This is a genomic window from Streptomyces gobiensis (assembly GCF_021216675.1).
GTDB lineage: Bacteria > Actinomycetota > Actinomycetes > Streptomycetales > Streptomycetaceae > Streptomyces > Streptomyces gobiensis.
Genome location: NZ_CP086120.1, coordinates 1,282,188 through 1,308,031 on the forward strand (window position 1 = coordinate 1,282,188; position 25,844 = coordinate 1,308,031).

Here is a 25,844-nt window from a genome sequence, read left to right on the forward strand (position 1 = left end):
CCCCTGGCGGGTCAGACGTCCACCGTCACCGAGCACGACCACCGCACGGTGTCGGTGCCGAAGTGGAGCCCATGCAGTGACACCGCCTTGGGCGCCGCGCCGACGGCCTCGACGGCCTCCGTCCCCGCGACGGCGAGCCGCAGATCGAGGCCGCCGCCATCAGCCGCGTCCTCGTCCTCGTCCTCGCCGCCCGCTCCATTGACGTCGACGGCCTCGACGTCAATGGGCACATCACCGTGCACATCCAGCCGGTAGATCACCTCATCGAGGACCGCCAGCAGCATGTCCTCCGCCGGTCCTTCCGGCACGGAAACCGTCACGACCCGTTCGGGGCGCGTCCGGGAGACGTCAGCGAACGATTCCACCAGGCCGAGCACCGCCTCCGCGACGCACTCATCCCGCGTCGGCGCCCATGCCTCCAGCCGGACATCCGCGGTGTGCGGCACCGCGCGGTGTCCGCGCATCGACCTCATCGCCGGGCCCGCCATATCTGCGAGTCTAAACACGCCCCACCGGTCCCGCCGCCCGCGCGTCCCTCAGATCCAGCTCGCACCACACCGTCTTACCGCGGCCATGGCACGGAAGCAACATGTCACGATCCGGGTACTCCCCTTCGCAGCAGGCGCGCTCAGTGGCCTGGACTGCACCTTCAACATCCTCTCCTTTGCCGAACCCGGCGCCATGGACGTCGTGTACATGGACCTCCCCTTCTCCGGCTTGTGGACGGAAGGCGGAAAAGAGGCTACCCAGCACGCCGAACTGTTCGAGATGATCGGCTCGCACGCGCTCACCGAGAGCGAATCTCTGGCCTTCATTACCAGCATCGGCAACGAACTGTGAGACATGTCCGAGTTTGAATTCCGCAAGTCGAGCTACAGCAACCCGGAACGCGAGTGCGTCGAGGTAGCGACCAACCACCCCGACACCATCGCCATACGCGACTCCAAGCGGCCCGATGGGCCAACCCTCCACTTCCGACCACGCACCTGGCTGGCCCTCCAGGCAGCGCTCAGGGGTGACGCGCCGGACGCACCCTGAACCGCCGACCTACAACGGACGGCCGGGCCGCACCCCAGGGACAGCCCCCTCCCCCACGGGGTCCGCGTCGACGCTCACTCCGCGTCTACGGGTTGGCCGGAATCCCGCTCCGCGCCGGATCTACGCCCTGAGGTGTGACCTCAGCGGTCTCTCGGCCGCACAGCGCAACGACCGAAGCTCGGAGGAATCACGCAGCCGGGCCCGCAAAGATGGGTCCCCTTTCCGCCGTAGTAAAGCGCAACGGCTGGTTCCCGACAGGGTGGAACCAGCCGTACCTTACGAGCCGGCGTGCGCCAGGCCGGGCAGCAGCCAGCTCTGGGAGAACGTCAGCACCGCAAGGGTCAGGAAGGCCAGGCCGACCACCGTGGAGAAGACCGCGCCCAGCCGCCACAGCTTCTCCGCGAAGATGGCCGCCGCCACCGCTGCCATCGCCGCGATGTTCATGACCCCCAGGGGGATGAGGACGATCATCAGGCCCCAGCAGCAGCCGACGCAGTAGAGCCCGTGGTGGGCGCCGACCCGGAAGTCGCGGGCCCATCGGCGGAAGCGCGCGTAGTACAGCAACTGGCCCATGGGGCTGCGGCAATGACGCAGACAGACGGTCTTGAACGGGCTGAGCTGATAGAGCCCGGCGAGCGCGAAGGCACCAGACCCGATCCAGCGGCCGGCGCCAGGGTGGCCACGCACCAACTCGCCGGTCGCGGCCAGAAGTCCGTATACACCCAGGCCGAAGGCCGTCCAGGCGAGCAGATATCCGGCCGTGAACTCGGCGGTCCGGGCAGCGCGTTCGAGGCCGCCCGACTGGCGGCGGATTCCCCGCGCCCAGGTGATCGCCACGGGTGCCACGGACGGCAACATCATCGCGGCCATCATGACGACCCACAGCAGTACGAACAGCGGCAGGCTCATGACCACGGCGCCGTGCCCGGCCATCCGGCCATGGGCCTGCCAGATGGTGAGCAGCCAGGCGAGGGCGGCGATCACGGCCAGCAGCGACCAGGCGACACCCAGCTCCCGCGCCGGCAGGAGACTCCCCCGGTGCGGGGGCTCCGAAGCGGCGGCGGACCGGCTCTCGCCCACGTGTCCAGGTCAGCACAGACAGGGACATAGCGCATGTTACTGGTGCGAATAACCTGGACCTGGCCACGGCGGCGGGGGGAGCATGGGAAATGGGGAAACGCTGACGAGGGGAGACCTGATCATGGCAGAAACAGCAGCGAACATCCCCAAGTGGCATATCACCGGGGACTGGTTCGATACCTGCAGGTGCAATGTTCCCTGCCCGTGCTCCTTCGCTCAGCCACCCACCTTCGGCGAGTGCGACGGAGTGCTGGCCTGGCACATCCGGAGCGGGAACTACGGCGACACCCGGCTGGACGGCCTCAATGTCCTGATGGTCAGCTCCTTCGTGGGCAACGTGTGGGCGGAGCACTCGGACGCGTACGGGGCGGCGTTCCTCGATGAGCGCGCGGACGACAAGCAGCGCGAAGCCCTGCACAAGATCTTCGGCGGCGAGGCGGGCGGCTGGCCGGCCGAGCTGGTCACGATGCTCAACCCCGAGATGCGGGGCATGGCTGTCGCTCCCATCGATGTGCAGATCGATGAGGAGCTGGGCTCCTGGAAGGCAACCGTTCCCGGCCGGGTGACGGCCGCGGCGGAGGCGCTGACCGGGCCGACCACCCCAGAGGGCGCCCGGGTGCAGACCACCAATCTGCCGGGGTCCGAGACCGGGCCGGGCCAGATCGCCACCTGGGGCCGCTCCACAGCCGACCGGGTGGACGCCTTCGAGTTCCTGTGGGACCGCCAGGGGCAGTCCAGCAAGCACATCCCCTTCGACTGGACGGGGCCGGACTGACCCTCACCCCTCATCTCACCCGGTCGGCCCAGTCACCGCCCGCGATCATGGTGCCGGCGGCGCGGAGCTTATCGGCCAGCGGGGCGGCGGCGAGGTAGACCCAGGCCCGGACGGTGCTGCCGTCGGGCCGTACCGCCTCCGCCGTCACCCGCTCATAGAGATTGTCGGGGGCGCCGGGCGCGTACCCCTCCAGCCGGTCCAGTACGCGCAGCACCTCCGCGTAGCGGGCCGGAGCCGGGAGGACCAGCTCGCCATGCACCTCACCCTCCGCCGGGGCGACCGCGTACGGGTATCCCGGCCCCTCGTAGAGCGCCAGCCCCCGCATCCGGGCGGGCTCCTCGCACGCCGTGCGGCCGCGCAGCGCCCAGGCGTAGTTGGACCCACCGGGTCGCAGCGTCCCGTAGACGAAGACCGGCAGCTGTTCGGTCATCCGGCCGTCTCCTCCGCCACCCAGGCCAGATAGTCCGCACCGCCCTCGGTGACCGGTGTCGCGATGATCTCCGGGACGTCATAGTCGTGCGCCTGCCGGATATACGCCGCCAGCGCCGTGTACCGCCCGGCGGCCGTCTTGAAGAGCACCTGCCACTCCGGGTCTGTCTGCACGGCGCCCTCCCAGCGGTATACGGAGGTCACCGGACCATTGATCTGCGCACAGGCCGCCAGCCTCGCCGCCACCGCCCCACGGGCCAGCGACTCCGCCTTGGCGGCGCTGTCGGTCGTCGTCAGTACGGTCAGGATCTCAGCGGTCATGGAGCAACCGTAGCCAGCCAGCCACGAGGAAGGCGTTACGGGACGGCGCGGGAAGCCGTGTGGGCTTCCAACTGGCGAGCGAACACCGGGTGTTGCGTTCTAGTCTCAGCGTATGAACCGGGATGAAGCTATCGCATTCAACCGTCAAGTGACCGAACGGTTCCGGGCCCAGCAGGGCCGGGGATCCCTCGGCGATGACCTTCCCTTCAACGCGGACGGTCTGCTCTTACTCACCCACACAGGAGCGAAGACCGGAAAACGCCGGACAAACCCGCTGGGCTATCTGGAGCTGGGCGGTGCGGGCAGGCTGTTTGTCGTCGCCTCCTTCATGGGCGCACCCCGGCACCCCGACTGGTACCGCAATGTGGTCGCCAGCCCCGAGGTGACGGTCGAGCTGGGCGGCCAGACCTTCGAGGCCACGGCCTCCGTGCCGCAGGGGGCGGAGTATGCGGCGCTCTTCCTGGAGGCCGTGGCGAAGTGGCCGTTCCTCGCCGAGCACCAGGCACGGACTAACCGGGTGATCCCGCTGGTGGAGCTGCGGCGCCACAGCTGAACGGGGCATGCCGCTGTTCAGCTGCTGACTCCGCTGCTGCCGCTGCTACTGCCGCCGCCGCTGCCGCCGCTGCCGCCGCTGACCGTCTCGATATTCCGGCGCTTGGCGAGGTGGCTGAGGAGCAGGCAGTAGAGGGGTACGAACAGCAGCTCCATGACGAGGGCCTGCCAGCTGGCGTGGGCGGCGGTGGTGGGGTCCTCGCCGAGCGCGTCCGTGGTCACGATGAGCGCGAAGGCCAGCATGTTGTTGACCGAGTGCAGCGCGATCACGGCCTCCAGACCGCCGGTGCGCATGGTCAGCCAGGCCCACCAGACGGCGGAGTAGACCAGCAGCAGAAAACCGGGGAGCCCGCCGTAGCCGTGGGCGAGGGCGAAGAGCACGGAGCTGATCGCGACGCCCAGCCACGGTGCGCGCAGCATGGCGCCGAAGGCCTGAAGCAGCCAGCCACGGAAGACGTACTCCTCGGCGGCGGCCTGGAAGGGCACCAGAGCCCACAGCACCGCCAGGCTGAGCAGTACCGTCTGCCAGCCGGGGAATCGGGTGTCCGAGAAGTCGGCCTCGCCCGCCAGGACCGCCCACAGAAGCAGGAGTCCCAGCTGAAGGGCGAGCAGGGGCGTGATCACCGCGAAGCAGTACCCCAGCCAGCGCAGCCGCAGTCGCCCGGTGACCGAGGACAGTGTGCCGGGCGGGCGGCGCTGGACCCAGCGGGCCGCCAGCAGCGTGGCGGGGATGGCGGTGGCCAGCAGGAGCAGCGCCAGCGCCTGCTCCGGGAGGGGGGCGTCAAAGATCTCGTCGCCCTGCAGACGGAACGGCTCCGCGTTCAGGAGCACCGCGGTGATCACGGCGGTGAGGTAGACGGCTGCGCCGAAGGAGGCGGTCAGAAGCAGGAGGACAAGGGTGCCAAGGATTTCCCGGAGGCAGCCACGGCGTTCATTGCGGGCCTGTTCGGTATAGCCGCTGCCCGGTGGGGCTGTGGTCACGCCCCGGGAGCGGCGGGGCGGCGGGTACGGGGTCGGCCACTGGCTCATACGTTTAGTGCATCACCCGTGCGGTACGGCCGCCCAGCCCCCAGCGCGAGTCCCACCCGGGGCGTGCGGATGGTTACGCGGGCGGAAGCTCACACCCCGGTGCGGCATGAGCTGAGGGCAGCGTTGCGCGGGGGAAACAACGGGGATGCGGGCGGGTAACAGCCAGGACGCACGCTTTCCGGCATGACCTCGAAAACGCGTGTGGTGGTGATCGGCGGCGGTATGGCCGGGGCCCGGCTGGCGCAGCAGCTCGGCGCCCGCCCGGAGCTGGCGGTCACCGTCATCGGCGAGGAGCCGCACGCCCCGTACAACCGGGTGCTGCTCGCCGAGGTGCTGGCCGGCAGCTACGCACCCGAGGTGATCGCGCTCCCGGCCCCCGGCCCGGCGGTGAGCTGGCTGAGCGGGGTCCGTGCGGTCCGTATCGACCGGGGAGACCACCCGGCCGAGCGCCGGATCGTCTGCGATGACGGCGCTCTGGTCCCCTATGACGCGCTGGTCCTGGCCACCGGCTCCAACCCGGTGCTGCCGCCGCTGCGCGGCCTCTTCGAGCCCGGCGGGTACGACCTCCCGGAGGGTGTGCACCCCTTCCGCACCCTGGACGACAGCCAGGCGCTGAGCGCCGCCGCCGGGCCCGGCGTACGGGCCGTGGTCATCGGCGGTGGTCTGCTCGGTGTCTCCGCGGCCCGTGCGCTGGCCGCCCGCGGCGCCCAGACCGTCCTCGCCCACCAGGGCGAATACCTGATGGAGCGGCAGCTGGACGCCAGCGCGGCCAAGCTGCTGCGGCGGCATCTGGCCGGGCTCGGCGTCGAGATCCATACGGAGTGCCGGGTCCGGCGGCTGCGGACGCAGCCGTACGGTCCGGCAGCCACGGACCGCCGGGCCGTACGGTCGGTCACCATGGCCGACGGCTATGAGCTCGGCACCGATATCGTCGTGCTGGCCTGCGGGGTGCGGCCACGCGTCGGGCTCGCCCAGGCCGCCGGTCTGGAGGTCGCACGCGGCATCGTCATCGACGACGAACTGCGCACCAGCGACCCGCGGATCTTCGCCATCGGCGACTGCGCCGAGCACGCGGGCACCGTATACGGCCTGGCGGGCGCCGCCCAGGAGCAGGCCGACGCGCTGGCCCGGCTCCTCAGCGGCCTGGGCGACAGCACGCCCCGCTACACCGGCACCCGTTCCCTCACCCGGCTCACCCTGGGCGGGCCGGGCCCACTTGACCTCGCCGCGTTCGGGGAGACCGAACCACGGCCGGACGACGATGTCGTCCACCTCGCCAATGCCGCCCGGGGCGCGTACCGCAAGGTCGTCGTCCGTGGGGACCGGCTCGTCGGCGGCATTCTTCTCGGCGATCTCGGCACTGTCGGCGCGCTCGCCCGTACCTGGGAAGGCGATGAGCCGCTGCCGGACTCATCGACGAACCCCCTGCTCCACCTGCTCACCAACGATGGAGGCTCCTGATGTCCAAGGCTGAGAAGCCCGAGCGCACGATTGCGCTGATCGGCCATGGAATGGTCGGACAGCGCTTCCTGGAGGCCCTGGCCGCACGCGGAGTCACCGACCGCTGCCGCGTTGTCGTCCTCTGCGAGGAGCCGCGTCCCGCCTATGACCGCGTGCAGCTGACCTCGTACTTCTCCGGTACGGCCCCCGAAGAGCTCTCCATGGTGGACGAGGGCTTCATGGCGGAGCACGGCATCGAACTGCATCTGGGCGACCCGGCCGAGTCGATCGACCGCACGGCGCGGACGGTCACCTCGCGTAAGGGCCTCACCATCGCCTACGACACCCTGGTGCTCGCCACCGGCTCCTACCCCTTCGTACCGCCTGTCCCCGGCAAGGACAGCGAGGGCTGCTTCGTCTACCGCACCATCGAGGACCTGCTCGCCATCGAGGCGTACGCGAAGAAGGCGAAGACCGGCGTCGTGGTCGGCGGCGGGCTGCTCGGCCTGGAGGCAGCCGGCGCGCTCAAGGGGCTCGGGGTCGAGGCCCATATCGTTGAGTTCAATGACCGGCTGATGGCCATCCAGGTCGACGAGGGCGGCGGCGCCGCGCTGCGCCGCACCATCGAGGACATGGGCCTGAACGTCCATACGGGCGTCGCGGGCAAGGAGATCATCACGGGCGCGGACGGTGCCGTGACCGGCATGGCGCTCTCGGACGAGTCCACGATCGACACCGACATGGTGATCTTCTCCGCCGGAGTGCGCCCGCGTGACCAGCTCGGCCGGGAGTCCGGACTGGAGATCGGCGAGCGCGGCGGCATCGTGATCGATGAGCGCTGCCGCACCAGCGACCCCGCCGTCTACGCCATCGGCGAGTGCGCCAAGGCCGTGGACGGCATGGTGTACGGGCTCGTCGCGCCCGGCTACGAGATGGCCGAGGTGGCCGTGACCGCCATCGCGGACGAGGCAGCGGACGCCTCGTTCACCGGCGCCGACACCTCCACCAAGCTCAAGCTCCTCGGCGTCGATGTCGCCTCCTTCGGCGATGCGCACGGCACCGCCGACGGCTGTCTGGACGTCGTCTACTCCGATTCCCGCGCGGGCGTCTACAAGAAGCTGGTCGTCGCGGAGGACGGCACCCTCCTGGGCGGCGTGCTGGTCGGTGACGCGGAGTCGTACGGCATGCTGCGCCCGCTCACCGGCACGGTGCCGCCCGCCGACCCCGAGTCGCTGGTTCTGCCGGCCGGGGCGGGCGCCCCGGCGGCGCTCGGCCCCTCCGCGCTGCCCGACGAGGCGGTCATCTGCAGCTGCCACAACGTCACCAAGGGCACCATCCGGGGCGCGGTCAGCGACCACCAGTGCACCACCGTCCCGGAGGTGAAGAAGTGCACCAAGGCGGGCACCGGCTGCGGCAGTTGCGTCAAGGTGCTCGGTCAGCTGGTCAACAGCGAACTGGAGGCCCAGGGCGTCACCGTCGACAAGGGCCTGTGCGGTTGCTTCTCGCAGACCCGCCAGGAGCTGTACGAGATCGTACTCACCCTGCGGATCGCCTCCTACCAGCAGCTCCTGGACAACCACGGCCGGGAGGAGGCCAGGGGAGGCAACGGCTGCGAGATCTGCAAGCCCGCCGTGGCCTCGATCATCGCCTCCCTCGCCCCGACGATCGGCGCGGACGGCTATGTGCTGGCGGGCGAGCAGGCGACGCTCCAGGACACCAACGACCACTTTCTCGCCAATATCCAGAAGAACGGCTCCTACTCGATCGTGCCCAGGGTGCCGGGCGGCGAGATCACCCCGGAAAAGCTCATCGTCATCGGCGAAGTCGCCCGTGACTTCGGCCTCTATACGAAGATCACCGGTGGCCAGCGCATCGATATGTTCGGCGCCCGGGTCGAGCAGCTCCCGATGATCTGGGCCCGGCTGGTCGACGCGGGCTTTGAGTCCGGCCACGCCTACGGCAAGGCGCTGCGTACGGTGAAGTCCTGTGTGGGCCAGACCTGGTGCCGCTACGGTGTACAGGACTCGGTCCGGATGGCCATCGATCTGGAGCTGCGCTACCGGGGGCTGCGCTCCCCGCACAAGCTCAAGTCGGCCGTCTCCGGCTGCCAGCGCGAGTGTGCGGAGGCACAGAGCAAGGACTTCGGCGTCATCGCCACCGCGAACGGCTGGAACCTTTACGTCGGCGGCAATGGCGGCGCGACCCCGCGCCACGCGGACCTGCTCGCGCAGGACCTCAGCGACGCGGAGCTGATCCGGCTGATCGACCGGTTCCTGATGTTCTACATCCGCACCGCGGACCGGCTGGAGCGCACCTCGGTCTGGCTGGAGCGCATCGAAGGCGGCCTGGACCATGTACGCGATGTGGTCGTCCATGACTCACTGGGCATCTGCGATGAGCTGGAGGCGCTGATGGCCGCGCATGTGGCCAACTACCGCGACGAGTGGGCGGAGACCATCAACGACCCGGAGAAGCTGAGCCGCTTTGTCTCCTTCGTCAACGCGCCCGACGCGCCCGACCCCTCGGTGAGCTTCGTTTCCGAACGCGATCAGGTCAAGCCCGACCTGACGATTCTGTCCGGCCCGGACATCCCTGTCCGCACTCTCGAAGGGGCGCAGACCCGATGACTGACCCGATGACCCTCGCCCCCGAACGCCCCGAACGTACGACCGGCCAGACCGGCCAGATCGCCCGGACCGGCCAGATTGAAATCCAGGCCGACGGGGGATGGACCGTGGTCTGTGGTCTCCGCGACCTCATCCCGGGCCGCGGCGTCGCCGCCGTCCTCCCGGACGGCACCCAGGTCGCGGTCTTCCTCGACCGCACCGGCCATACGTATGTGATCGGCAACCGCGATCCGTTCACCGGCGCGTATGTTCTCTCCCGCGGCCTGCTGGGGTCCGCGGGCGGCGGCCCGTTCGTGGCCTCGCCGCTGCTGAAGCAGCGCTTCGACCTGGCCACCGGCCGCTGCCTGGACGACGATTCGGTGTCCGTCCCGGTCTACACGGCCCGTGAGACCCGTAAGAGCTGAAACCCGGCCACCGCCCCATCAGGCTCGCGCCCGGTGCGTCCCCTGTCCCTGCCCTGACCGAGGAGACGGCGCACCGGGCGCGTCTCAGCGCTGGGGGCGGCCATCACCCGGCGCCGGACGGTACTTCCCGATCAGTGGCGTCCCGCATACCCTGAGCGCATGGGCTGGACGTCGCGACAAATCCCCGGGCAGAGCGGCCGCACCGCGGTGGTCACCGGAGCCAACAGCGGGCTCGGCTATGTCACCGCGCGGGAGCTGGCCCGGCATGGCGCGAGCGTGGTGCTCGCCTGCCGCAGTGAGCAGCGCGGCCGGGAGGCCCACACCCGGCTCCTGGATGAAGTGCCGGAGGCTCACGTGGAGTTGCGTTCACTGGACCTCGCGGACCTGAAGTCGGTACGGGCCTTCGCCGAGGCCCTGCCAGGTGACCGCCTCGACCTGCTGATCAACAATGCCGGGCTGATGGCGGTGCCGTACGGCAGGACGGCGGACGGTTTCGAAACACAGTTCGGTGTGAATCATCTGGGCCACTTCGCACTGACCGGCCTGCTGCTGGAGCGGCTGCTGGCCACCCCCGGGGCACGTGTGGTGACCGTATCGAGCCTGATGCACGCCATGGCCAATATCGACATCGGCGATCTCAACAGCGAGCGCCGATACCGCCGCTGGCAGGCCTATGCGCGTTCCAAGACCGCGAACCTGCTCTTCGTCCATGAGCTGGCCCGCCGAGTGGCGGGAAAGGACCTCATCGTGGCCGCCGCGCACCCGGGCTATGCGGCGACCGAATTGCAGACCAAGGGCCCCCGGGTTGCGGGGCGCCGGACCACCGAGCGGTTCATGCGGCTCGCCAACAGCCTGGTCGCCGCCACCCCCGAGCTGGGCGCCGCCCCCGTTCTCTACGCCGCCACCGCTCCCGGTGTCCGTTCCGACTCCTTCACCGGGCCTCGGGTGCTGGGCGTCCGGGGCACTCCGGGACCCTCCTGGCGTGCTCCCTGGACCACCGACGATGCGGCGGGTGAGCAGCTCTGGGAGGCCTCCGAGCGGCTGACCGGGGTCAGCCCGGGCGTCTGACTCCGCCACCGCTCCGACATACCTCCCTTGGCCTCTTGGCATACCGGTAAAGTCAGGACAAAATTGATAAATGAACGGCTGGCAGCTGACTCTGCTGATGGTGGGGGTCTGGGTGCTGTCCGGCCTGATCAGCATCACGGTCCTGCTGCTGCGCCAGGGCTACCGGCATCCACTGTGGTTCGTGTGGGGCATCTTCCTGGGGCCGCTGACCCCAGCCGTCCTGGTCGAACGCATTGAGCACCACCTCCGGGTCATCGAGATCCCACGCGCGGGAAAGGCGCGCAAGGGGCTGACCGTACTGATCGGGGTCGACGCCTCACCCGGCTCGGTGCACACGGTGGAGACGGCCAGGGAGCTGCTGGGCCCGCAGACCGGGCGAGCGATTCTGACCTGCGTGGTCGACTACGACACGGCCGACACCCCGACGCGGGGCAAGGCGGGCCGCCGGGTAGCCAGAGCCCACGACAGTCTGCTGGAGTTCGCTGACCGTCTGGCAGACCTCGATCCGTCCATCGAAGTGGTCGCCGGCCATCCCGCCACCGCCCTCCTCGACCTTGCCGAACAGGAGCACGCCGATGTCATCGTGGTGGGCCACCATCCCCACCGGATGGGCCACCTGATCTCCGGCCATGTGTGCAAGGAGCTGGTCGCCCACTCCCCGACGCCCGTGCTGATCGCGGGACTGCCCAAGTCCGGCACGGCAGATGACCAGCGACGGGCAGAACCCGGGGGATGAGGGGTCGCGATGGCTCTCGCCCGCGCCGAGTGCGCCCACGGCCTCAGCGCCCACGAGGTCATGCTGTTCCTGGAGACGGACCCGGAACAGGGACTGACCTCCGCTGAAGCCGAGCGCCGGCTGCACACCTACGGCCGCAATGTGCTGCCGCAGGCCCGGCTCGGGGGCCCGGTCCAGCGGATGCTGCGGCAGTTCCACCATCCCCTGATCTACATCCTGCTGATCGCCGCCGCGGTGGCCCTCGCCATTGGCGCGCCCGTCGACGCCAGTGTGATCCTCGGCGTGGTGGTCGCCAACGCGCTCATCGGCTTTGTCCAGGAGTCCAAGGCCGAGGCGGCGCTGGACGCGCTGCGTTCGATGGTCCGCACCCATGCGGAGGTGGTACGTGACGGGGTCGCCCACCGGGTGGATTCCGAGGCCCTGGTGCCCGGCGATCTCGTCCTGATCAAGGCCGGGGACAAGGTACCGGCGGATATCCGGCTGTCCCGGGTGGCCGAGCTTCAGGTCGATGAGTCGGCACTCACCGGTGAGTCGGTGCCGGTCACCAAGGATGAGGTGGTGCTGCCCGAAGACACCGGGGTCGCCGACCGGCACAACATGATCCATTCGGGCACCCTGGTGACCAGCGGCAATGGCGCGGGCATCACCGTGGCCACCGGCGCGGAGACCGAACTCGGCGAGATCCACCGGCTGATCGGCAGCACCCAGATCCTGGCCACCCCGCTCACCCGCAAGCTCTCCGCGTTCAGCAAGCTGCTGTCGGTGGTCATCCTGGCGCTGGCCGCGTTCACCTTCGTGGTGGGGCTGATCCGGGGTGAGGACGCGGTGCTGATGTTCACCGCCGCCGTCGCGCTGGCCGTCGCGGCCATCCCCGAGGGGCTGCCCGCGGTGGTCACCATCACGCTGGCCATCGGCGTGGCCCGGATGGCCAGGCGGCACGCGGTCATTCGCCGGCTCCCCTGCGTCGAAACCCTCGGCGGCACCACGGTCATCTGCGCGGACAAGACCGGCACGCTCACCCAGAACCAGATGACCGTGCACACGGTCTGGACCCCCGACGCGAGCTTCAAGGTCACCGGTACGGGCTACGCACCGGACGGCGAAATACAGGACATAGCGGGCCGCGTCATCAAGGGCGCCCCGCAGTCACCGTGGCCGGGCGCCGAGGCACTGCGCTGGACCCTGCTCATCGGTGCCGCCTGCAACGACGCCCGGCTGGCCCGGCATGACGGGAGCTGGAAGCTGGTCGGCGACCCCACCGAGGGCGCCCTCCAGACCGTGGCCCGTAAGGCGGGCATCACCCCGGAGCAGATCGCCGAGTCGTTTCCCCGGACCGATACGGTCCCCTTCAGCTCCAAGCGCCGCCGGATGGCCACCTGCCACCATCAACAGCGCGAAGGCGGCTCGATCACGTTCGTCAAGGGAGCCTTTGAGGGGGTCCTCGACAGCTGCGAGGCCGAGATGGCCGCCGATGGCACGCTCCGCCCCGTCGCCCGTCCGGCCGTGGAACGCGCGGCGGAGTCCCTCGCCTCAGAAGGGCAACGGGTGCTGGCCACCGCGCTGCGCTGGGAGCCCGCCGCAGCCGAGCCGATGTCCGAGGACGGGCTGAACGAAGGATTTGTGCTCACCGGACTCCAGGCCCTGCTGGACCCGCCCCGAGAGGCCGCGGCCGCCTCCATAAGCTCCTGCCACACAGCCGGTATCGAGGTGAAGATGATCACCGGCGACCATGTCGCGACGGCCACGGCGATCGCCAACCGGCTCAGACTTCCCACCGACCGCCAGGGCGCGGTGATCTCCGGCAATGAACTCGCCGCCCTGCCGGCCGGGGAGTACCACACCGCACTCCGTGCCGCCTCCGTACTCGCGCGGGTGTCGCCCGAACAGAAACTGCGGATGGTCGAGACGCTTCAGGCCGATCACGAAGTCGTCGCGATGACCGGCGACGGGGTCAATGACGCGCCCGCGCTCCGGCAGGCCGATATCGGTGTGGCCATGGGACTCAGTGGCACCGAGGTCGCCAAGGAGGCCTCCGACGCCATTCTCCTCGACGATGACTTCTCCACCATTGAGGCGGCGGTTGAGGAAGGGCGCGGAGTCTTCGACAACCTCTCGAAGTTCATCGTGTGGATCCTGCCGACCAATATGGGACAGGGACTGGTGATCCTGGTCGCCATCATGTTCGGCAGCGCGCTGCCGATCCTGCCGACACAGATCCTCTGGATCAATATGACCACCGCCGTGCTTCTCGGGCTCATGCTGGCCTTCGAGCCCAGAGAGCCGGGCATCATGGAGCGGCCACCACGCAATCCCGGCCAGTCCCTGCTCACCTGGGGGCTGACTCTCCGGATCTTCCTGGTGGGCATCCTCATCGTCACGGCGGCCACATGGCTTTTCGAGTGGGAGCGGACCGTCGGCGGAGCGAGCGAGAACGCGGCACGGACCTCCGCGATGAATGTGGTGATCGCGATCCAGGTCTTCTATCTGTTCAGCTGCCGCTCCCTGCAACGGCCGGTGTGGCAGATAAGGGCGCTCGGCAATCCCTGGATATTCGTGGGCGTGCTGGCCCAGATCGCCGCCCAGCTGCTCATCACCTATGTGCCGATTATGAATGATCTGTTCCATACGGCGGGTATCTCCGCCGAGTCCTGGCTCCGGATCCTCGCCCTCGCGGCGGGCTCCTCCGCGATTATCGCCGTCGACAAACGCCTGCGCCGCGTCGCCGTCTGACGCCGACCCACGGGGCCGTCCTCCCCAACACCGCCGACAGCGCCGCCGGGCGTCCGGATGATGGGACGCGGGGCGGGGTCGGGGCGTGATTCTCGCCACGCCTGATAAGGGGTATGCTCAGATGAGCGCTCTATTGAGTCATGCATCTCTCCAAGGAGCGGCACTCAGTGCCACCCCTTACGGGTAAAGGTAATCAAGCGGAATAACACGTACCGTGATGGTCGGCTGTTGATTGATGGCACTGCGTAGTTCTCCATTCGACTCATAAAAGCTCGACAGTGAGGCACTTGAATGAGCCTTTACTTTCGAGCTGCTGGCGGACGGGTGGTTACGGCCGTGTGACGTGCTGCTACACGTGCCCCTACGCCTTCGATCTGGGTACGCTCCCCGCCGTCAGGGCAGCCGTCTACGAGGAGTCGAGTCCCGTGTCGGAAAACAAAGATCCACACGTAGCAGCGCCTACTTCGAATGCTCAGAAGTTCGTGTACGCCTTCACTGAGGGCAATAAGGAGCTGAAGGACCTCCTCGGTGGGAAGGGGGCCAACCTCGCCGAGATGACCAACCTCGGTCTTCCCGTCCCTCCCGGGTTCACCATCACCACCGAGGCCTGCAAGGTCTACCTGGACTCCGGTACGGAGCCGCCCGCGCTGCGCGACGAGGTGAGCGCTCATCTGGACGCCCTTGAGCAGCAGATGGGCAAGAAGCTGGGCCAGGCCGACAACCCTCTCCTGGTCTCCGTCCGCTCCGGCGCCAAGTTCTCCATGCCCGGCATGATGGACACCGTCCTCAATATCGGGCTCTCCGATGAGTCCGTGCAGGGCCTGGCCGCCCAGGCCGGGGATGAGCGATTCGCCTGGGACTCCTACCGCCGCCTTATCCAGATGTTCGGCAAGACCGTGCTCGGTGTTGACGGCGACCTCTTCGAGGAGGCTCTGGAGGAGGCCAAGCACAGCAATGGCGCGGCCACCGATGTCGATCTGTCGGCCGCTCAGCTCAAGTCGCTCGTCGAGCAGTTCAAGGACATCGTCCTCAAGGAGACCGGGCGTGACTTCCCCCAGGAGCCGCGTGAGCAGATGGATCTGGCCGTCCGCGCGGTCTTTGACTCGTGGAACGGCGAGCGGGCCAAGCTCTACCGCCGCCAGGAGCGCATCCCCGGCGACCTCGGCACAGCCGTCAACATCTGCTCGATGGTCTTCGGAAACCTCGGCCCCGACTCCGGCACCGGAGTCGCCTTCACCCGCGACCCGGCCAGCGGACAGCAGGGTGTCTACGGCGACTACCTGCAGAACGCCCAGGGCGAGGATGTGGTCGCGGGCATCCGCAACACCGTGCCGCTCGCCGATCTGGAACAGCTGGACAAGGCGTCCTACGACCAGCTGATGCAGATCATGGAGACGCTCGAGACGCACTACAAGGACCTGTGCGACATCGAGTTCACCATTGAGCGCGGCAAGCTGTGGATGCTGCAGACCCGAGTCGGCAAGCGGACCGCCGCCGCGGCCTTCCGTATCGCCACCCAGCTGGTCGACCAGGGGCTGATCGACGAGGCCGAGGCACTTCAGCGGGTCAATGGGGCCCAGCTCGCGCAGCTGATGTTCCCGCGTTTTGACGACGGCGCGAAGGCCGACAAGATCGGCCGGGGTATCGCCGCCTCGCCGGGTGCCGCGGTCGGCAAGGCGGTCTTTGACTCCTACACCGCCATCAAGTGGTCCCGCTCAGGTGAGAAGGTCATCCTCATCCGCCGCGAGACCAACCCCGATGACCTCGACGGCATGATCGCGGCGGAGGGCATTCTCACCTCCCGTGGCGGCAAGACCTCACACGCGGCCGTGGTCGCCCGTGGCATGGGCAAGACCTGTGTCTGCGGCGCCGAGGAGCTTGAGGTCGACACCAAGCGGCGGCAGCTGACGGCTCCCGACCCGGAGGGGAAGGGCAGCATCGTCATCGACGAGGGCGATGTCGTCTCCATCGACGGCTCCACGGGCAAGGTCTACCGGGGTGAGGTCCCGGTGGTGCCCTCGCCGGTCGTCGAGTACTTCGAGGGCCGGATGCACGCGGGCGCCGATGACGCCGATGAGCTGGTCCAGGCGGTGCACCGGATCATGGCCTACGCCGACCGGGTGCGCCGGCTGCGGGTGCGGGCCAACGCCGACAACGCCGAGGACGCCTCCCGCGCCCGACGCTTCGGGGCGCAGGGCATCGGGCTGTGCCGTACCGAGCACATGTTCCTCGGCGAACGCCGTGAGCTGGTCGAGCGGCTGATCCTGGCCGATACGGACACCGAGCGGGACTCCGCGCTCGCCGCGCTGCTGCCGTTGCAGAAGGGCGACTTCAAGGAGCTCTTCGAGGCGATGGACGGGCTGCCGGTCACCGTACGGCTGCTGGACCCGCCGCTGCACGAGTTCCTGCCGGACATCACCGAGCTGTCGGTACGGGTGGCGCTCGCCGAGTCCCGCAAGGACGCCAACGAGAACGATCTGCGGCTCCTCCAGGCCGTACACCGGCTCCATGAGCAGAACCCGATGCTCGGCCTGCGCGGGGTGCGGCTCGGTCTGGTCATCCCGGGGCTGTTCACCATGCAGGTCCGGGCCATCGCCGAGGCCGCGGCCGAGCGCATGGTCGCCAAGGGCGACCCGCGCGCGGAGATCATGATCCCGCTGGTGGGCACCGTCCAGGAGCTGGAGATCGTCCGGGAGGATGCCGAAAAGGTCATCGCCGAGATCGAGGACTTCTACGGCGTCGATCTCAAGCTGACCCTGGGCACCATGATCGAGCTGCCCCGGGCGGCGCTGACCGCCGGTCAGATCGCCGAGTCCGCGGACTTCTTCTCCTTCGGCACGAACGACCTCACCCAGACCGTGTGGGGCTTCAGCCGGGACGATGTGGAGGCCAGCTTCTTCACCGCGTACCTGGAGAAGGGCATCTTCGGGGTCTCGCCCTTCGAGACCATCGACAAGGACGGCGTCGGCAAGCTCGTCCGGGACGCCGCCGAAGCGGGCCGGGCCACCCGCCCCGACCTCAAGCTCGGCGTCTGCGGTGAGCACGGCGGCGACCCGGAGTCGGTGCACTTCTTCCATGAGGCGGGCCTCGACTACGTCTCCTGCTCGCCGTTCCGCATTCCGGTCGCCCGGCTGGAGGCGGGCCGCGCGGCGGCGGCGTCGGACGGCAGCGACAGCCGCTGAGCCTCCGGGGCCGCCGCCGCGCCCCGACCCTCACCGACGGCGGCGACCCCGGGACCCGGAAGGGGGCGGTCCGGCACCTGTGCGGAGGTGCCGGACCGCCCCCTTCACTGTCCGGGAGCTGTTATGAACGGAAGGGGCCGGTCACCTCATAGGTGATACCGCCCGAGGATCTGCCGGTGGTGCCGCGCTGGCTGGAGAAGTACAGCCGGGTCCCATCGGGGGAGAAGGCCGGGCCGCAAATCTCCGAGCGGGACTGGCCCTCGATCCGCAGGAACGGAGCGACGATCTCGTCCGGGGTGATGAGGACGATCTCCATATTGCCGCCGTCCTCCGCGACGAAGAGATCACCCGAGCTGCTGCCGGTGATGTTGTCAACGCCGGTCAGCGGTGCGCCGCTGCCGATCGCACCGGCGTCGTAGGCCAACTCAAGGGTGGTGCTCTCCGCGTTGTACTGCCATACCCGGTTGTCGCCCTTGGTGGTGAACCAGCAGGTGTTGCCCGCGTAGTGGCAGCCCTCGCCGCCGTCGAACCGCTTGGCGGCGGCGACCTGGTCGCGGGTCGCCCCGGACGCGCCGCCGGGATCGGGGACGGTCGCCCAGCCGATCGTGCCGCCCGCCTCGGTCAGCACCTCCAGGGTGCCGCTGGACAGATCGCCCCAGATGTCGGGGACGAAGCGATAGAAGCAGCCGTCCCGCTCGTCCTCGGTGAGGTAGATGACCTTGCGGACCGGGTCGGCGGCCGCTGCCTCATGCGTGAACCGGCCCATCGCGTCCCGCCTGACGGCGTCCTGGACGCCCCAGGGGTCGGTCTCGAAGACATAGCCCCGGGTGACCTCCTCGCAGGAGAGCCAGCTGTTCCACGGGGTGGCGCCGCCCGCACAGTTGCGGTTCGTGCCGCTGAGCGTGCGGTAGGCGTCGGTGATGTTCCCGGCGGGGTCGAAGCGGACCGCGCCGACGCCGCCGGTCGAGCCGATCTCGGAGTTGGACACATAGATCCACCCTCCTCCATCGGCGAAGCAGGCGCCGCCGTCCGGGGCGGGGTGCCAGGTGTAGGAGGTGCCGGGCACCGGCCGGCTGGAGCGTGCGATCACCCGGCTGCTGAAGCGCTCGGGCAGCCGGATGCCGTTGCCGTCGGCCGGGTTGAGGGGCCCATAGGGGCTGGGGCCGGGCTGGGCGGGGTCGGCCACGGCGGCGCCGCGCCATAACGAGCCGCCGAAGGCGGCCGCCGATCCGGCTATGACTGCTCCGCGCAGGAAATTTCGACGTTCCACGGTTACCTCACCGGAAGTCGTCTGGCTCCATGGCCGGCCGGCCATGAAGTTGAGCGCTCCGGAAGATAGAACCGCGACCTTTACGGGGCGGCAACAGCCCGTGAACCGGCCGTGCCTGTCAATCGGCACGACCGGTTCACGATGGGGGAACTCGGTGGCGGGACCTGTCAGATGGACACGCCGTGCGAGCGGAGGTAGGCCAGCGGGTCGATGTCCGAGCCGTAGTTGGGGCTGGTGCGGACCTCGAAGTGCAGATGCGGGCCGGTGCTGTTGCCGGTCGAGCCGGACCGGCCGATCTGCTGACCGTTGCTGACGGACTGGCCCGGCCGCACGGACAGCGACGAGAGGTGGGCGTACTGGCTGTAGCGGCCGTCGGCGTGCTTGATGACGACCTCGTTGCCGTACGAGCCGCCCCAGCCCGCGGAGACCACGGTGCCCGAGGTGACCGCCTTGACCGGGGTGCCCGTGGGCACGGCGAAGTCAACGCCGGTGTGATAGCCGCTGGACCAGCTGGAGCCGGTGGCACGGTAGGGCGTGGTCGGCCTGGAGTCGACCGGGGCGGAGTAGCCGGTGGCGTTGCTGGCACCGGTGTCGCTGTCCGACTTCTGGGCCGGAGCCTCGGGCTTCTCCTGCTTCGGCTCGGGCTTCGGCTGCTCGGGCTTCTTCTCCGGCTTCGCCTGCTCCGGCTTGGGCTCCGGTGCCTTGGGCTGCGGTGCCTTCGGCTGCTGCGGCTTGGCCTCGCCCTCGGCGAGGGTGAGCTCCTGGCCGGGGAAGATCAGGTCCGGGTCGCTGCCGACGGTCTCCCGGTTGGCCTCGTAGACGGTCGGCCAGCCGCCCTCGATGCTCCTCGCCGTGGCGATCCCGTACAGGGTGTCACCGCTGACGACGGTGTAGGACTCCTCGGACTTCTGCTCCGGCTCCTGCTTCTGCTGCGGCTTGGGCTGCGGCTGCGGCTTGGCTTCCGGCTGGGCCTTGGCCTTGGCCTGCGGGGCGGACTGCTCCTTGCCCTCCGGGCTGATGTCCGGGGCGCCGCTGTTCTTGCTGAGCCCGGCACGCGGACCGCAGACCGGCCAGGCGTTCGGGCCCTGCATGGCGAGCAGCTTCTCGGCGGTGGCGATCTGCTGGTCCTTGGTGGCCTGGTCAGCGCGCGGGGCGTACTGGGTGCCGGCCGCGGCTGCCCAGCTCGACTGCTGGAACTGCAGGCCGCCATAGAAGCCATTGCCGGTGTTGATGGACCAGTTGCCGTTGCTCTCGCACTCGGCGACCTTGTCCCAGACGGAGACGGGGGCGGCACTCGCGCTGCCCGCCGTGGCCAGCGGAAGGGCTATACCCGCACCACCGGCGGTCAGGGCGAGAGAAACGCGGGAGACATGACGGGATATCAGGGGTTTGCGCTGACGGCGATGACGACCGCGAGACATAGGTGTGTCCTCTCCTACGCCTACGAGGTGAGCTGTCGGATTCGGACAGGAGATGCCCGGCCATTTCTCAGCGCGCCGGAGCACGATGAGGCGTGGCTTCACCCCAAGCCGGGCCGCTATAGGTACGCGGCACGGCACTTACCTGGTTCCCCCGCTCCTGCCGCCCTTGAGTGATGTGTTTTCCCCCGGCCGGGCGGCAGGATTCGGCGTTCCCGGCGGTAGGACCTCCGCATGAGATGCGGTGGCGGAGGAACCGTAGACACAACGATTTCGCCAAGACAAGAAGGGTGGAGATCGGAAGCCTCCGCACAGTTGCCGCACAGCGGATTTTAGCCACCGTATGCGGTGGATCCTGTTCCGAGAGTGAGAAAGCGGATCCTGGGTCTTTACTTAAATCCTGTGCTGAGCAGGGGAATTGACGAAGGAATGGCAAATGATTCGACCGGTGCAATTGCACCGGTCGGCAATTCTGTGAATCCCGTCACCCGCGCTCTGCGTGTGCCGCTGATTTCCTGTCAGAACACGACTGTTCCCCGGGATTGACATCCGTAACGATTGTCCGGTTCATCCTTCGGTGAGCGTTCAGTCGCTGCTCAACCCTGCTTCCCGGAACAGCCGGGGCCATGCGTGACTTCTGTCGGCGCCCAGCGAGCCGGGTGACATCCACCCCCATATCACATCAAGTCGGCCCCCGACTTCGCTCTTTCCCGTAACTGGAACTATGTCCAGAGATGCCCGTATTACACCATCTTCGCAGGCCTGCGATGCACCCGTCCGCTGTTCCCCCAGTTTGGGCACACCATCGCTAAGGGGCGCAGTTGTTCGGGCACACCGTGGTTACAGTGATGGGCCCGGGCTTTCCATCCGGCGCGGGTTCCTCGGTGACGACGACTTGACGCCGTGTCCCGCATGGGCACGTTCGGGCAGCGTCATCGAGCTCGCGTTCGGCGATGGCTTGGACGCGCGCCAGAAGATCTCTCATGTATCGGTCCCGCTTCCATCGGTAACTCTCCTTACATCCGTGCCTGCAGGACTTGATCCTTTCGGTGATGTACTTGGTAACGAACGCAAGACGGCCCGGTAACCCGACTGAGGGGCGTGGGCTAGCCGTGAAGGGCTGCCAGCCGTGCGTCGGCTCGGCCGGGCGCGTAAAGGTGCTCCACCACCATCGCGCCGGCCCCCAGTACCCCAGCCCGGTCGCCGAGAGCGGAGGTGCCCACCTGTAGGTGGGCGGTCGTGCGAGGCATGGCCCGCTGGTAGAGCACCTCCCGCACCCCCGTGAGGAACGGCGTCCCCGCCAGATCACCCGCGATCAGCAGAACCCCCGGGTTGAGCAGCGTGACCACGGTGCCCAGCACCTCCCCCACCCGACGGCCGGCCTGCTGGGCCAGCCGGACCGCCTCGGGCTGACCGACGGCGAGCCGGTCGCGTACATCCGAGCCGGAGGCGGCCGGGACCCCGGCGGCGGTGAGTTCCCGGGCCAGTGCCCGGCCACTGGCGACCGCCGCGAGGCAGCCATGTGAGCCGCACATGCACAGGGCGTCCAGCCGGTCGTGCAGCCGGATATGGCCAATGTCCCCGGCACCGCCGTCAATGCCGCGGTAGATCTCGCCGCCCACCACGACCCCGGCGCCGATTCCGGTGGAGGCCTTCACCAGAAGCAGGGCGGCACAGTCGGGATGCCCGGTGCGCTGCTCGGCGAAGGCCATCAGATTCGCGTCATTGTCGACCAGAACGGGCAGCGGTCCCAGACCGAGCGACCGCCGCATCCCCTCGGGGATCGGATGCCGGTCCCAGCCCGGCATGATCGGCGGCTGGACCACCCGCCCGGAGGCCCAGTCCACCGGGCCGGGTACGGACAGTCCGACACCGCAGACCGTGTCGGGGGCCGTCCCGGAGTCCTTGAGCAGCGTGATGAACCACTGCCCGAGCTGGTCGAGCACCGGGTCGGGGCCGTCCTCGATGAGCAGCTGACCGGTATGCTCGGCCAGCACCGTGCCGCTGAGGTCCAGCACCGCCGCCCGGCCGTGCCGGGTGTCCAGATCGGCGGCGAGCACGACGGCGTGCGAGCCGTCGAACTCCAGCCGCACCGAGGGCCGTCCGCCATTCGGGGTGCCCGCTGGTGCGCTCACGCCCTCCCGGATCCAGCCGGCCCTGAAGAGCTGATCGAGCCGCTGCCCCACGGTGGACCTGGACAGCCCGGTGGCGCGCAGCAGTTCCCCGCGTGTGGTCGCCTGACCGCTGCGGACCAGCCGCAGCAGATGGCCCGCGCTTGCCTGGCTCGCTGTTGTCGGCGACATGCCCCGTACTCCTACCGCTCACGCATCTCACACAACTATCGGCCATCACTCAGAAGTTTCGCTTGTCCATGAGACAACACGGCGCTAGTTTTGCTTGTTAATCAGACGTAACTCTTCGGAGTCCTCCATGGAACATGTGGTTCAGCAGGACGGCTGTCCGCGGGTCCGGTTCACCGAGCGCGGCGCGGTCACCGCCCAGCACGCGCGGCGTGTGCTGAGCCGCAACTGGACGGGCAGCTCAACCGTGCCCTCGCACAGCCTCTACCCGCACCAGTGGAGTTGGGACTCCGCGTTCATCGCCATCGGGCTGCGTCATCTGTCAGCGCTACGTGCTCAGCGGGAGTTGGAGACACTGCTCGCCGCCCAGTGGGGCGACGGACGTATCCCGCATATCGTCTTCAATCCGGCGATACCCCATGAAGCGTACTTTCCCAGCCCGGACTTCTGGCGCTCCACCACCGCGGGCGCCGCCGCCGGTGCCCCCACCCGGACCGAAACCTCCGGAATTGTGCAGCCACCCGTGCACGCGCTCGCCGCATGGCTGGTGCACCGCGCCGATCCCGGTGCCTCCTGGCGGCGCGGTTTTCTCCCCCGGCTCTACCCCCGGCTGGCGGCCTGGCACCGCTATCTCACCGAGCGCCGGGACCTGGGCGGCCATGGCCTGGTGTCGGTCATCCACCCATGGGAGCCCGGGATGGACAACAGTCCCTGCTGGGACGGCCCGTTGGCACGCATCACCCCCGCTGCCGCCCACTCGTTCCGGCGCGCGGACCTCGGCCATGGGGCCGCCATCGACCGGCCCACCGATCTCGACTACGGCCGGTATGTCCGGCTTGCGGCCGACTACCGCGACCGCGGCTACCACGACCATGGCCAGGCGGAAACGGCACACCCCTTCGCCGTTGAGGACCCAGGCGTCAACTCCCTGCTCATCGCCTCGGAGCACGCCCTCGCCGGGATCGCGCTGGCACTCGGCCGCGACCCGGCCGGTCATCTGGACCGGGCGCGGCGGCTCACCGAGGCACTGATACGGCGGATGTGGCACCCCGACATGGGGCAGTTCCTCTGCCATGACGTACGAGCCGGCGCGCCCATCCGGGAACGCGGTGTGGCCGGGCTGCTGCCGCTCATCGTGCCCGGGCTGCCGGGCGACATCGCCGCCGCGCTGCTGCGCACGGCCACCGGCGAGCACTTCGGCCTGGGCGGCTCGGCCCGGCTGGTGCCCAGCTACGATCTGCGCGGCCCCGCCTTCGATCCGCACCGCTACTGGCGCGGGCCCGCCTGGTTCAACGTCAACTGGCTGCTGGAGCGCGGTCTTCGGCAGCACGGACACCTGGAGCGGGCCGACGAACTGCGGTCCGCCGCGCTGACCGCGGCGGCCGCCTCCGGTTTCGCCGAGTACGTCGATCCGTACACCGGGGAGGCGCGCGGCACCCGCGACTTCAGCTGGACGGCCGCGCTCACCCTCGATCTGCTGGCCGAGCCCGAGGGAGGCACCCACCGATGACCACAGCGGAGCACCGGCTTCTCGTCCACAGCGGCACCTTCGCCGCAGTGGGGCCGTCCGGCGATATCACCGGCGCGCGCGGCCTCTCCCCCGACGGGCTCTTTCTGCGCGACGCCCGCCATCTGAGCCGCTGGCAGCTGACGGTCGACGGCACCACCCCCACCGTGCTGGTGCCCGCCTCCGACGGACCGACGGCCTCCGCCGTGCTGACCCCGGCCGGCAGCCGCGCCGAACCACCCGCGCACACCGTCTTCCGCGAACAGTCGGTGACGGCGGGCGCGCTCATCGAGCGGATCCGGCTCACCAGCAATCGCGCCCAGGCCGATATGGCCCGGCTGGCGCTCACCGTGGACGCTGACTTCGCCGACCAGTTCGAGCTGCGCTCCGACCATCGCTGGTATGAGAAACCGGGTGCGGTGCGCACCCGTGAAACCCTCCCCGACGGCGTGGAGTTCGGCTACCGGCGCCGGGAGTGGTACTCCCGCACCGTGGTGACCGCCGACCCGCCGCCGGAGGCGGTGGAGGAGACCGGCAGCGGCGCCCGGCGGCTGGTGTGGGACCTGGAGCTGGCCCCGCACGGCTCCGTGGAGCTGGCCCTGCGGGTCACCGCGTATCCGTATGGCGCCCCGGATCCGGCCACCGCTCCCGAGGACGACCCGGAGGATCTGGCGGACGAACACACCGCGGGCCCGCTCTCGTACGGGCCCGGCGTATGGCCGGAGCTGACCCGCGCCTGTGAACAGGGGCTGGCCGACCTCGCCGGGCTACGGGTCCCGGCCACCGGCCCCGACGGTGAACCGCTGCGGGTGCCCGCCGCCGGGGTGCCGTGGTTTCTGGCGCTGTTCGGCCGTGATGCCCTGATGACCTCGCTCTTCGCCCTGCCCTACCGGCCCTCACTGGCCACCGCCACGCTGCCCGCGCTGGCGGCGACCCAGGCGACCGCCGAAGACGCCAAGGACCCAGCGCGGATCGCCCAGCCCGGCAAGATCGTGCATGAGGTGCGCCATGGTGAGCTGGCACACTTCGGGCAGGTGCCCTTCGGGAGTTACTACGGCTCGGTCGACGGCACCCCGCTCTTTCTGGTGCTGCTGGGCGCGTGCACCGAGCGGACCGGGGACGACAAGCTGGCCCGGCGCCTTGAGCCGCACGCCCGCGCCGCGGTGGAGTGGATGTTCCGGTACGGCGGGCTGGAGGAGCGCGGCTACCTCCACTACCGCGCCCATGAGGGCGGGCTGGCCAACCAGAGCTGGAAGGACTCCCCCGACGCGATCTGCTTCGCCGACGGCGAGCAGGCCAAGGGCGTCATCACCGCCGCGGCGGCGCAGGGCTACGCGTATGACGCGCTACGGCACACCGCGCGGCTGGCCCAAACCGTCTGGGACGACACCAAGTTCGCCACCCGCCTGGAGCAGGCCGCCGAAGAGCTGCGGTCCCGTTTCCTGCGGGACTTCTGGCTCCCGGAGCAGCACTTTCCCGCGCTGGCGCTGGACGGGGATGGCCGCCAGGTCGACGCGCTCGCCTCCGATGCCGGGCATCTGCTGTGGTCCGGCATCCTCGACCATGAACGGGGCCAGGCCACTGGACGACGGCTGCTGGAGCCGGACTTCTTCTCCGGCTGGGGCATCCGCACGCTCGCGGCGGGCCAGCGCGCGTACCACCCGCTCTCCTATCACCGGGGCAGCGTCTGGCCGCATGACAACGCGGTGATCGCTCTCGGGCTGGCCCGCTACGGGCTGCACGGTGAGGCCCGTACGGTCGCGCACGCGCTGACCACCATCGCGGAACGTGAGGGTTACCGGCTGCCCGAGGTGATCGCCGGGTACGACCGCGATGAGCACCCGGAACCGGTGCCCTACCCACACGCCTGCTCCCCCCAGGCCTGGGCGGCGGCGGCCCCACTGGCGCTGCTCACAGCCGTGGGCGGCTAGCCAAGTC

21 protein-coding genes and 1 riboswitch are annotated in these 25,844 nt (G+C 69.3%); of the genes, 13 read left to right on the plus strand and 8 right to left on the minus strand.

Annotated elements, in window-relative coordinates:
• Nucleotides 1-11: 11 nt before the first annotated feature.
• Nucleotides 12-488 (minus strand): archease, encoded by a 477-nt coding sequence (locus test1122_RS05985; protein ID WP_232268109.1) that lies wholly within the window; start codon nucleotides 486-488, stop codon nucleotides 12-14.
• Between the two features lie 85 nt (nucleotides 489-573).
• On the opposite strand from test1122_RS05985, the gene test1122_RS05990 reads away from it, so the two are divergent.
• Nucleotides 574-840: a Scr1 family TA system antitoxin-like transcriptional regulator gene (locus test1122_RS05990; RefSeq protein ID WP_232268110.1), complete on the plus strand. Its 267-nt coding sequence runs from the start codon at nucleotides 574-576 to the stop codon at nucleotides 838-840.
• A gap of 3 nt (nucleotides 841-843) precedes the next feature.
• Nucleotides 844-1,038, plus strand: a complete 195-nt coding sequence (locus test1122_RS05995; protein WP_232268111.1) for a DUF397 domain-containing protein — start codon at nucleotides 844-846, stop codon at nucleotides 1,036-1,038.
• Between the two features lie 276 nt (nucleotides 1,039-1,314).
• Here test1122_RS05995 and test1122_RS06000 read toward each other — a convergent pair whose 3' ends face one another.
• A complete protein-coding gene (locus test1122_RS06000; protein WP_232268112.1) occupies nucleotides 1,315-2,118 on the minus strand; it encodes a DUF2182 domain-containing protein in 804 nt (267 codons plus the stop codon).
• 121 nt (nucleotides 2,119-2,239) lie between these two features.
• Between test1122_RS06000 and test1122_RS06005 the strand changes: the two genes are divergently transcribed.
• A complete protein-coding gene (locus tag test1122_RS06005) occupies nucleotides 2,240-2,893 on the plus strand; it encodes a DUF1326 domain-containing protein (protein WP_232268113.1) in 654 nt (217 codons plus the stop codon).
• 10 nt (nucleotides 2,894-2,903) lie between these two features.
• On the opposite strand, the gene test1122_RS06010 is transcribed toward test1122_RS06005, so the two are convergent.
• Together test1122_RS06010 and cutA are read right to left on the minus strand one after the other, a co-directional pair.
• Nucleotides 2,904-3,323 carry a gamma-glutamylcyclotransferase family protein gene (locus test1122_RS06010; protein ID WP_232268114.1) on the minus strand — a complete coding sequence of 140 codons (420 nt, stop codon included), beginning with the start codon at nucleotides 3,321-3,323 and terminating at the stop codon, nucleotides 2,904-2,906.
• Entirely contained in the window at nucleotides 3,320-3,643 is a 324-nt protein-coding gene (gene cutA, locus test1122_RS06015; RefSeq protein ID WP_232268115.1) for a divalent-cation tolerance protein CutA, read from the minus strand. Before cutA ends, test1122_RS06010 begins: the two co-directional genes overlap by 4 nt.
• 148 nt (nucleotides 3,644-3,791) lie before the next feature.
• Between cutA and test1122_RS06020 the strand changes: the two genes are divergently transcribed.
• A complete protein-coding gene (locus test1122_RS06020) occupies nucleotides 3,792-4,196 on the plus strand; it encodes a nitroreductase/quinone reductase family protein (RefSeq protein ID WP_232268116.1) in 405 nt (134 codons plus the stop codon).
• Nucleotides 4,197-4,213: 17 nt separating this feature from the next.
• Here the strand turns inward: test1122_RS06020 and test1122_RS06025 are convergent, their stop codons facing one another.
• Nucleotides 4,214-5,224 carry a CPBP family intramembrane glutamic endopeptidase gene (locus test1122_RS06025; protein ID WP_232268117.1) on the minus strand — a complete coding sequence of 337 codons (1,011 nt, stop codon included), beginning with the start codon at nucleotides 5,222-5,224 and terminating at the stop codon, nucleotides 4,214-4,216.
• A 183-nt stretch (nucleotides 5,225-5,407) separates the two neighbouring features.
• On the opposite strand from test1122_RS06025, the gene test1122_RS06030 reads away from it, so the two are divergent.
• From test1122_RS06030 to ppdK, 7 genes are all read left to right on the plus strand, one after another.
• Complete coding sequence (locus test1122_RS06030) at nucleotides 5,408-6,685, plus strand: NAD(P)/FAD-dependent oxidoreductase (RefSeq protein ID WP_232268118.1); 1,278 nt, start codon at nucleotides 5,408-5,410, stop codon at nucleotides 6,683-6,685.
• The gene (gene nirB / locus test1122_RS06035; RefSeq protein ID WP_232268119.1) at nucleotides 6,685-9,291 is read left to right on the plus strand and encodes a nitrite reductase large subunit NirB; all 2,607 of its coding nucleotides are present in this window, start codon (nucleotides 6,685-6,687) and stop codon (nucleotides 9,289-9,291) included. Before test1122_RS06030 ends, nirB begins: the two co-directional genes overlap by 1 nt.
• Nucleotides 9,288-9,695, plus strand: coding sequence for a nitrite reductase small subunit NirD (gene nirD / locus test1122_RS06040; RefSeq protein WP_232268120.1), 408 nt, complete (start codon nucleotides 9,288-9,290; stop codon nucleotides 9,693-9,695). Before nirB ends, nirD begins: the two co-directional genes overlap by 4 nt.
• A 159-nt stretch (nucleotides 9,696-9,854) precedes the next feature.
• Nucleotides 9,855-10,763: an oxidoreductase gene (locus test1122_RS06045; RefSeq protein WP_232268121.1), complete on the plus strand. Its 909-nt coding sequence runs from the start codon at nucleotides 9,855-9,857 to the stop codon at nucleotides 10,761-10,763.
• A 70-nt stretch (nucleotides 10,764-10,833) separates the two neighbouring features.
• Nucleotides 10,834-11,499, plus strand: coding sequence for a universal stress protein (locus test1122_RS06050; protein WP_232268122.1), 666 nt, complete (start codon nucleotides 10,834-10,836; stop codon nucleotides 11,497-11,499).
• Between the two features lie 9 nt (nucleotides 11,500-11,508).
• Nucleotides 11,509-14,229 (plus strand): HAD-IC family P-type ATPase, encoded by a 2,721-nt coding sequence (locus tag test1122_RS06055; RefSeq protein ID WP_232268123.1) that lies wholly within the window; start codon nucleotides 11,509-11,511, stop codon nucleotides 14,227-14,229.
• Nucleotides 14,230-14,654: 425 nt separating this feature from the next.
• Nucleotides 14,655-17,411: a pyruvate, phosphate dikinase gene (gene ppdK / locus test1122_RS06060; protein ID WP_422396933.1), complete on the plus strand. Its 2,757-nt coding sequence runs from the start codon at nucleotides 14,655-14,657 to the stop codon at nucleotides 17,409-17,411.
• Nucleotides 17,412-17,532: 121 nt separating this feature from the next.
• Here the strand turns inward: ppdK and test1122_RS06065 are convergent, their stop codons facing one another.
• The 3 genes from test1122_RS06065 to test1122_RS06075 form a co-directional block, all read right to left on the minus strand.
• The gene (locus test1122_RS06065; RefSeq protein WP_232268125.1) at nucleotides 17,533-18,681 is read right to left on the minus strand and encodes an alkaline phosphatase PhoX; all 1,149 of its coding nucleotides are present in this window, start codon (nucleotides 18,679-18,681) and stop codon (nucleotides 17,533-17,535) included.
• A 167-nt stretch (nucleotides 18,682-18,848) separates the two neighbouring features.
• Nucleotides 18,849-20,102, minus strand: a complete 1,254-nt coding sequence (locus tag test1122_RS06070; protein WP_232268126.1) for a peptidoglycan DD-metalloendopeptidase family protein — start codon at nucleotides 20,100-20,102, stop codon at nucleotides 18,849-18,851.
• Between the two features lie 2 nt (nucleotides 20,103-20,104).
• Nucleotides 20,105-20,285, minus strand: a riboswitch (cyclic di-AMP (ydaO/yuaA leader).
• Between the two features lie 920 nt (nucleotides 20,286-21,205).
• Nucleotides 21,206-22,402, minus strand: coding sequence for an ROK family transcriptional regulator (locus tag test1122_RS06075; protein WP_232268127.1), 1,197 nt, complete (start codon nucleotides 22,400-22,402; stop codon nucleotides 21,206-21,208).
• A gap of 127 nt (nucleotides 22,403-22,529) precedes the next feature.
• Between test1122_RS06075 and test1122_RS06080 the strand changes: the two genes are divergently transcribed.
• Both test1122_RS06080 and test1122_RS06085 read left to right on the plus strand, forming a co-directional pair.
• Nucleotides 22,530-23,909 (plus strand): MGH1-like glycoside hydrolase domain-containing protein, encoded by a 1,380-nt coding sequence (locus tag test1122_RS06080; protein ID WP_232268128.1) that lies wholly within the window; start codon nucleotides 22,530-22,532, stop codon nucleotides 23,907-23,909.
• Entirely contained in the window at nucleotides 23,906-25,837 is a 1,932-nt protein-coding gene (locus test1122_RS06085) for an amylo-alpha-1,6-glucosidase (RefSeq protein ID WP_232268129.1), read from the plus strand. The genes test1122_RS06080 and test1122_RS06085 overlap by 4 nt, the downstream gene beginning before the upstream one ends.
• Nucleotides 25,838-25,844: the final 7 nt, after the last annotated feature.

Excerpts from the sequence above, each read along its gene's own strand:
- test1122_RS06055 (WP_232268123.1), top strand. The coding sequence starts at position 11,509 with ATGGCTCTCGCCCGCGCCGAGTGCGCCCACGGCCTCAGCGCCCACGAG.
- test1122_RS06010 (WP_232268114.1), bottom strand. The coding sequence starts at position 3,323 with ATGACCGAACAGCTGCCGGTCTTCGTCTACGGGACGCTGCGACCCGGT.
- test1122_RS06085 (WP_232268129.1), top strand. The coding sequence starts at position 23,906 with ATGACCACAGCGGAGCACCGGCTTCTCGTCCACAGCGGCACCTTCGCC.
- test1122_RS06070 (WP_232268126.1), bottom strand. The coding sequence starts at position 20,102 with ATGTCTCGCGGTCGTCATCGCCGTCAGCGCAAACCCCTGATATCCCGT.
- test1122_RS06050 (WP_232268122.1), top strand. The coding sequence starts at position 10,834 with ATGAACGGCTGGCAGCTGACTCTGCTGATGGTGGGGGTCTGGGTGCTG.
- nirB (WP_232268119.1), top strand. The coding sequence starts at position 6,685 with ATGTCCAAGGCTGAGAAGCCCGAGCGCACGATTGCGCTGATCGGCCAT.
- cutA (WP_232268115.1), bottom strand. The coding sequence starts at position 3,643 with ATGACCGCTGAGATCCTGACCGTACTGACGACGACCGACAGCGCCGCC.
- test1122_RS06025 (WP_232268117.1), bottom strand. The coding sequence starts at position 5,224 with ATGAGCCAGTGGCCGACCCCGTACCCGCCGCCCCGCCGCTCCCGGGGC.
- test1122_RS05995 (WP_232268111.1), top strand. The coding sequence starts at position 844 with ATGTCCGAGTTTGAATTCCGCAAGTCGAGCTACAGCAACCCGGAACGC.
- test1122_RS06080 (WP_232268128.1), top strand. The coding sequence starts at position 22,530 with ATGGAACATGTGGTTCAGCAGGACGGCTGTCCGCGGGTCCGGTTCACC.
- test1122_RS05990 (WP_232268110.1), top strand. The coding sequence starts at position 574 with ATGGCACGGAAGCAACATGTCACGATCCGGGTACTCCCCTTCGCAGCA.
- test1122_RS05985 (WP_232268109.1), bottom strand. The coding sequence starts at position 488 with ATGGCGGGCCCGGCGATGAGGTCGATGCGCGGACACCGCGCGGTGCCG.
- nirD (WP_232268120.1), top strand. The coding sequence starts at position 9,288 with ATGACTGACCCGATGACCCTCGCCCCCGAACGCCCCGAACGTACGACC.
- test1122_RS06075 (WP_232268127.1), bottom strand. The coding sequence starts at position 22,402 with ATGTCGCCGACAACAGCGAGCCAGGCAAGCGCGGGCCATCTGCTGCGG.
- test1122_RS06005 (WP_232268113.1), top strand. The coding sequence starts at position 2,240 with ATGGCAGAAACAGCAGCGAACATCCCCAAGTGGCATATCACCGGGGAC.
- test1122_RS06045 (WP_232268121.1), top strand. The coding sequence starts at position 9,855 with ATGGGCTGGACGTCGCGACAAATCCCCGGGCAGAGCGGCCGCACCGCG.
- test1122_RS06030 (WP_232268118.1), top strand. The coding sequence starts at position 5,408 with ATGACCTCGAAAACGCGTGTGGTGGTGATCGGCGGCGGTATGGCCGGG.